The organism is Roseomonas chloroacetimidivorans (assembly GCF_049629625.1).
In the GTDB taxonomy this organism is placed as follows: domain Bacteria; phylum Pseudomonadota; class Alphaproteobacteria; order Acetobacterales; family Acetobacteraceae; genus Roseomonas; species Roseomonas chloroacetimidivorans.
Map to the genome: position 1 here is coordinate 1 of NZ_JBNBZS010000163.1, position 6,464 is coordinate 6,464.

The 6,464-nt window shown below is 63.8% G+C and carries 7 protein-coding genes and 1 pseudogene; 5 read left to right on the forward strand and 3 right to left on the reverse strand.

The features are described 5' to 3' along the window. Positions 1-272: transposase domain-containing protein (locus ACO1BU_RS35520; protein ID WP_424140603.1), on the forward strand; the 272-nt coding region annotated here is incomplete at its 5' end. 908 nt (positions 273-1,180) lie between these two features. On the opposite strand, the gene ACO1BU_RS35525 is transcribed toward ACO1BU_RS35520, so the two are convergent. Continuing rightward, complete coding sequence (locus ACO1BU_RS35525) at positions 1,181-1,390, reverse strand: hypothetical protein (RefSeq protein WP_424140604.1); 210 nt, start codon at positions 1,388-1,390, stop codon at positions 1,181-1,183. A 436-nt stretch (positions 1,391-1,826) separates the two neighbouring features. Between ACO1BU_RS35525 and ACO1BU_RS35530 the strand changes: the two genes are divergently transcribed. The 3 genes and pseudogenes from ACO1BU_RS35530 to ACO1BU_RS35540 all read left to right on the forward strand — a co-directional run bounded on the left by ACO1BU_RS35530 (position 1,827) and on the right by ACO1BU_RS35540 (position 2,842). Continuing rightward, positions 1,827-2,057 carry a class II aldolase/adducin family protein gene (locus ACO1BU_RS35530; RefSeq protein ID WP_424140608.1) on the forward strand — a complete coding sequence of 77 codons (231 nt, stop codon included), beginning with the start codon at positions 1,827-1,829 and terminating at the stop codon, positions 2,055-2,057. After that, positions 2,050-2,283: pseudogene (locus ACO1BU_RS35535) on the forward strand (tripartite tricarboxylate transporter substrate-binding protein); the annotation flags it as partial. The gene ACO1BU_RS35530 and the pseudogene ACO1BU_RS35535, both read left to right, overlap by 8 nt. A gap of 70 nt (positions 2,284-2,353) precedes the next feature. Then, positions 2,354-2,842 (forward strand): Bug family tripartite tricarboxylate transporter substrate binding protein, encoded by a 489-nt coding sequence (locus ACO1BU_RS35540; protein ID WP_424140605.1) that lies wholly within the window; start codon positions 2,354-2,356, stop codon positions 2,840-2,842. 259 nt (positions 2,843-3,101) lie between these two features. Here ACO1BU_RS35540 and ACO1BU_RS35545 read toward each other — a convergent pair whose 3' ends face one another. Then, on the reverse strand, positions 3,102-3,767 hold the full coding sequence (locus ACO1BU_RS35545; protein ID WP_424140606.1) for a phosphoribosyltransferase: 666 nt from the start codon (positions 3,765-3,767) through the stop codon (positions 3,102-3,104). An 891-nt stretch (positions 3,768-4,658) separates the two neighbouring features. After that, positions 4,659-4,817, reverse strand: a complete 159-nt coding sequence (locus tag ACO1BU_RS35550; RefSeq protein ID WP_424140607.1) for a hypothetical protein — start codon at positions 4,815-4,817, stop codon at positions 4,659-4,661. 1,225 nt (positions 4,818-6,042) lie between these two features. Between ACO1BU_RS35550 and ACO1BU_RS35555 the strand changes: the two genes are divergently transcribed. Next, positions 6,043-6,300: an NAD(P)-binding domain-containing protein gene (locus tag ACO1BU_RS35555; RefSeq protein ID WP_481133263.1), complete on the forward strand. Its 258-nt coding sequence runs from the start codon at positions 6,043-6,045 to the stop codon at positions 6,298-6,300. Positions 6,301-6,464: the final 164 nt, after the last annotated feature.

A 6,464-nucleotide genomic window follows, 5' to 3' on the forward strand; every position in this document is an offset into this window, starting at 1 on the left:
GGCTCTCGATCGACAATAACCTCGCCGAGCGGCTGCTGCGCGGCATCGCTTTGACGAGGAAGAATTTTCTGTTCCTTGGGTCGGACGCAGGCGGCAATCGGGCCGCCATCATCTACACCGTCGCCGAGACCGCCAAGCTGAACGGCCTGGACCCGGAAGCCTACATCGCCGCCGTGCTCGACCGCCTCGCCCGTGGCCACACCATCGACCGCCTCGACGAACTCCTGCCGTGGAACTTCACGCCCGCCGCGCCACCTGCGGGGATCGGCTGACGCTTACCTCCGGGTCCAAAATGCCGCGTTTGCTGTCACCCTCTTGCGCGATCAACTGGATTTTGGAGAAGCCATCGCAGCGCTTCCGCCCGAGCCATTCAGTCCACTGGGCGCCAAACCTTGCGCCCGATCCGGTCGTCACGCGCGAGGGCAACAGCTGGGGAATTCGGCAACGCGGCCACAGCGGCCCTCCGCCCGCGCAGCCACACACCGAGACCGCACCTACGGCATAGGTTTCCGCCAAACAGCACATCGAGAGACAGTTGGCACGACGCGGGTTTGAGAATGGCCTCGCCGGCAAGGGTGAGCCGGGTTTAACGCTGTTGCGTCGCCGCGGCGTCATGCCATCCTCGGCAACTACTCCAGCCATTGCGTGTCCATTCACCCGCCGCAGCGCTGTGAGGACCACTGGCCTGGTCGCGTAAGCAATCGCACTGAGCTCACTGCCCGCCGGTGCTCGAAACGAGGTCGATGCGCCCGAGCAGGGTGGCAGCCATCAGCTGTGCGGGATGGGGACCGGGCGCCCCTCCAGCAGGGCAGAGAATAGGTCCAGCTCTTCTGCTCGCTCAGGTGATATGTGAATCATCTTCGAGCCGCCTTCCATTCTGTAAAGTACCACCACCCGCCCCCAGGGCTCCGTCGATGGTCTGAAAACCTCCTGCACCATGAGCAGGCGACAGAGGTGGACAGGTGTGGTTCCGGGCATGGCGTGCGCTGCTCCACGAGCCGAGCCGATTTAAAGCTACACAATGTAGATGGTAACGGTCGGAGAACGGCATCGGCATCCGTTTCGTTTTGTGCCGCGCAACGTAAGGGGTGCCGCCAAGCCGTTGCCGCCGGGCGTCAATCGGTTCCCTTGGAAACCTGAACCAGGATGATGGCCCGCCTGTTGAGGGCAGTTCCTCGAGTCAGGGCGTGGGGATAGGGATGAGCTTTCCAGTCCGGAAGGCTTCCAGGATCATAAGGTTCCTGAAGCGCTCCGGCGAGAGGTAGACTGTCCGAATACCGTCCTCCACCTCGAACTCGACGAGGAGGGGTGGCATGCCGAGCGTCATCGTTGTGCCGGAGATTCTGATGTCGAGGATCTTGGCCATGCCTGGCAGGACTGCATTGTACATGTAGCTTTGCCCCCTTCACCCAGAGACGTGTAGGCAGGGGTCCTTACATTGTCATTACGTGGTGGCGAGTTGCCCGAGTTCGGCCGTTTTAGGGCCCGAGCCGGTTCAGTGCCGTGGTGAGATACGGAGGCCGGCGAGGGACGAGGCGATTTTCTCGTAGCGACTGGCGGCGGCTCAGCTTAGCACGGTGCTCCAACGTTGAGCTTGCCCAGAGACGCTCGACCCGGACGCGGTTGTTGTAGAGCGGAGCGAGATAGGCGACGGGCCGATCAGCGTTGGGTTGAATTTGCCGGCCGACGCCGAAAGACCGAGAAGGGCTCGCGGCGCGTGGCTGTTGTAGCCGGCGCCAGCCACGACCCGTATTGGCCGGTTTGGAGAGCGGGCGCAAGATTGATGTCGAGAGAAACATTGTCTGAAGCCGGACACCGCTTACGGGATCAACAAGTCCGGTCATGTGATCCATGGCGCGATCCACAAGGCGCGGCCGGAGGTGGCGGCGGTGATCCACGCCCATACCCGCGCCGGAATGGCCGTCGCAGCGACAAAGTGCGGCATCCTGCCGCTGAACCAGACGGCGCTCATTCGCGGCGGGCGGCAACAGCGACGTCACGGCACGGCGTTTGGCCGCGCGCATAGCAACACGTCTGGGCCAGCCCATCGTGGTTAAGCACCGGAGCGGCGCAACGGGCGCCATCGGCACGGAGGCGGTCATTCGATCCAAGCCGGACGGCTACACGCTGCTGATCGGCCGCCCCGGCTCTATCGTCAACGGCCCGCTTCTGGTGGCGGCGCCACGTTATGACACGATGAAGGACCTGACGCCGATCGCCTTGCTCGGGCAGGTGTCTGTGGTCATCATTGTCCGGTCCGAAATTTCCGTGCGGAACCTGGCCGAGTTGGTTGCCTACTCGAAGACGAAGCGCGCCGGGGTGATGGTAGGAAGCTGCAGCGTGGGCCGGGCAATTGCCTCCGTCTCGACTCCTCAAGGCGGCGACGGGGGCTTACCTTATGCATGTGCCCTATCGCGGTGGCGTCAACACCCTGCCGGACTTTGCCGCGGGAAACGTGGATGGTATCCTGATCGAACTGCCGAGCGTCCTGGACTTCCAGCGGGACGGGCGCGGGCGCATCCTCGGCGTGGCGGCCGCACAGCGCTCGCCACAAGTGCCCGATGTGCCAACCTTCGCCGAGCAGGGACTGAAGGATATCCTGACCGCCTCTTTCGTTAGCCTCTTCGCGCCGGCGGGTACGCCGGAGCCGGTGCTACAGACGCTCCAGGTCGCGGTGGCCGAGGCAGCGGCATATCCTGAGGTGCTGGCCCGGCTGGCATCTTTCGGCACGGATCGGCCCAAAGGACCGGAGCTGACCACGCCCGGTGCCGCCGCCTTCCTGCAGGGGAAGCTGGCGAAGGCCCGACATGCAATTGAGATCGCCGGGATCAAGCCGGAATAGTCCTCAGACGCGTTCCGGCCGACCCTGCTGCGGCTGGCCCCGGTCGTGGCGGTACTGTTCAGTACCAAGGAAGCCAATGCGTTGCTGGACCTGTCCGAAGACTGCAATCTCACTGAGCGGAGAATTTGCTGCTGACCGGCGGGTGCCATGGGGCTGCGTGTTCATCATCTTGCGGGCGCGCTCACGAGAAATCCTTTGAGGGCGGGCTGAGCGGGTGAAAGCGCCAACCCTGCCTATGAACCTTCAGCCGCGCTCCCATTCACGTCGCCTCGTCTCTCCCGGGTCGAGAGGCTGCCTGATCCAAGAGCGCGATGACCTCCGCATCCGTGACCTGGTGAAAATCGCCATAGGAGGCGCTGACCGCCTGAAAGGAAGCCGGCTCGGCCAGGAACACGGCCTCGTCGCAAAGGGGCCGGAGCGCGTCGGCAACCTCCGGTGGTACGACCGGTGCCGCCAGGACGATGCGCGCGGCCCCGGCGCGCTCCAACGCCAGCAGCCCAGCGCGGATTGTCACGCCGGTAGCGATGCCATCATCCACGAGAATGACCGTGCGCCCCTCTAACTTTGTCGGATGCCGTCCGTGGGGGTAGAGCGCACGACGGCGCTCGATCTCCTGCATCTCGCGCGCGCATTCCTGCTCGATATAACCATCAGTGATGCCAAGCTCCCTCGAGACCTCCTTCCGGATTATGGTTTGGGGCCGCAATCCACCGACGATCGCGCCGATGCCGTACTCAGGGTTACCGGGCGCCCCGATTTTGCGCACCATCAGCAGGTCAAGCACGGCACCGAGCGCCTCGGCTATGGGGACGCTGACCGGAACGCCGCCTCGGGGCAGGGCCAACACCACAGTATCTTGGCCCCGCAGGTGCAGCAGACGCTCTGCCAGGAGCCGTCCCGCTTCAGCACGATCACGAAAGAACATGCCATGTACTCCGGGCCAATTGGTGGGGCACACTGGTTGCCTGCTAGAGCGATCTTGGTTTCTAAGGCTTCCAGTTTTCGGACAAGGGGCGCTCGACGAGCTATGCGCTCTTCGCTGTGTCTTGCTGTTATCCGACTGGGATCCCAGCCAAATGTAAGTGACCAGTTAGACAACAGGCGGCCGTGTTAGAATGCTGGCTCGGACCACGTGTACACCCAAGGGTGGTCCGCAGCATGAGCAGGTTGCGGCAGCATTGGACGCGCATCACAAGTTCGAGAATTCATCTAAAAGGATCGGCTTACTAGCCCGGAAATCTGACGGGTCGGTGTCTCTCAAGATGCTAGACAGCACTCGCACATGTGGCACGATCTGAGCATGCTGTGCTGAGAGATCCTTCCGCGGGGCCGCCAGCTCCGGTGCAGGGGCCGGGAAGGGGAGTGCCGGGCAGGCAGTGACCGCCGTCTTGCTGGTAGGGCCGGCCAGCCTTGGGGGCTGAGTAGCTAGACGTTGCGCCGGCCGTGGAGTTCTGCTGGCTGCCTGAAGCCAAGTGGCGAGCTGGACGTTATCTGTCTTGTCGGCGTGGGCCGAGAGCCGAGAGAGCATCCCATGAGCCTGGAGCTGCAGCACATCCTCGACCGCGTCGAGCTGGTATGTGGTGTCGGGGATCCTGAGCAGGGAACGGCCTGCATTATGTCACTTGTGGCTCTTCTGGCGAAGGAACCACACACTGACCGCCCACTCTGCGCCTCCCCGGTGATCCGCGCCTTCGCTATCCCGATCAACGATCACATGCCAGCCGAGGTGCGAGGCCGTCTGAAGCCTTTTGCTCCACGGATCCTGGGTACCAACGACGCGCTGGATCCTTGGCGAGCTGAGGTTCTGATCGACGCGCTATCCGAGCAGGTCCTGCCTCGACTTCACGCCCCAGACCACACCGGACACACGGCAGCCACAAGCCGCTTTCGGCGATTCTGGTTCCGTCTTGGCAGGCTCGGCCTGCAGCGCCGCATCGCGCGCCTGTTGAGTGAGGCCAAACGTGGCGAACGTCACTCCTTCGTTCCTTTGGCGAGGGCGACCGGGCAGTTGCTCGCTCTTTGTGCCCGTGATGCGCAGAACAAGGTGGATGCAGAGTGGTACTGGCACGCGGCCATCGGCTTGCTTGACCGGCTGTGTGACATTCGCGGGCCCGCGCAGAGCGCGGCCGGGCAGCGCATAGTCGTAGCACCGCTCAGTGCATCCGATGGCAGGTTGCCGGGCCCTATTGGAAGGGGCGACATACCTTGCCCCTTCCGGGCCGTAGCGGCCCCGGGCCGGGGAGGAGCGCCGTACCAGACCTGATTTGCTGGTTTCGCTGGCCGTCATCAGCTCGGCGACAGGGGTTAGGGCAGGGGCGAGCTTTCTTCGTGGTTGCCGGAGCGCTTGCGGGCCTCGGGCGTTGGTAAGGCGCACGAGGGCTGTGCTTAGCTGTGGCGCCACGCGCCCCTCCTCGGCGGTTAACCATCGAGGGAGAATTCGGGCGGGGCAGCTTCTCTGGAGTGAACCTTTTTCAGTCGTCGTGCTGGCTGGCTGTGCGCATACGCCGAGGGCCGCTGACACCACTGTTGCGCCCGCCAAGGCACCGGTGAATCCCACCCTTTCAACCAGCGACAACGCCTTCATGACAACCGCCGCGCGCGGCGCCTTCAGGTGCTTCAAGGTATGACGCGACGGTAGGACGCATCGGGCTGCATGAACCGGGGTAGTACGTCGCGGACGCAGAGCGATGTCGAGCCCAGAGATGAAGTGCTGATCGCCAGATATCGTTGATCGAGATCTCAAGATGACGCCCTTCGGCCAGAGCGCCAGCCATTCGAGCCGATCCTGCCGGCGCGTCATCCCTGGTCGTTTGTGACTGCGCTCGTAGCTCGGCCGGAATCCCAGCGAGGTGCTGGTACTGTCCGCTTGATGCCCCGTCGACGTGTGAAACGGAGCCGGACCGGGCCGAAGACGAGGTCTCAGAAAGGCGCCACGGTGGAACAGGATGGGCGGCCGGGCTCCATGGCGGTTGCCGAAGCCCCACGGTTCGAGGAACCAAGGGCCGCGGCCAGCTCCGGGTGATCTCCAATTCTCGTGGCGCCCAGGCGTACAGCTGGGCAGGAACCACGCCGTCCCGCCCGCAGCGCGAGCCGCAACGCACGTTGTGACATTCTGTGCATTTATGGTATTCCCACGGGCGCAGTTTTCGCGTAACGGCGCTGTCGCGACGCGGGAAACCAAAAATTCACACCGAGGGGGCATGAGCAACAACAGATACCGGGTGTGCGTCATCGGCCTCGGCTCGATGGGTATGGGGGCTGCGCGTTCCTGCATTGCCGCAGGCCTCGCCACTTACGGCGTGGATCTCAATCCAGCCGCTTGCCAGGCACTACAGCAGGCCGGAGCCGAAGGCAGCGGTCCCGACGCCGCGGCTTACGCAGGTGAGCTGGATGCGGTGCTGCTTCTGGTCGTAAACGCCACCCAATGTCGTGACGGAGCTATCGCCGAAAGTGGGTGATGGCGATGTGAGAGAGGCGGCGTATCGAGGTGGGTGAAAGCCTGCCTGAACCTCCCGAAGGAGCGATACGCCGAGATGAGCGATACCACTGTTGTCCCCCTGCGTCAGCCGGAGACGGTCGAGGATCCGCTGACAGCGGTTTTGAGGAGCGGCGCCCGCCGGCT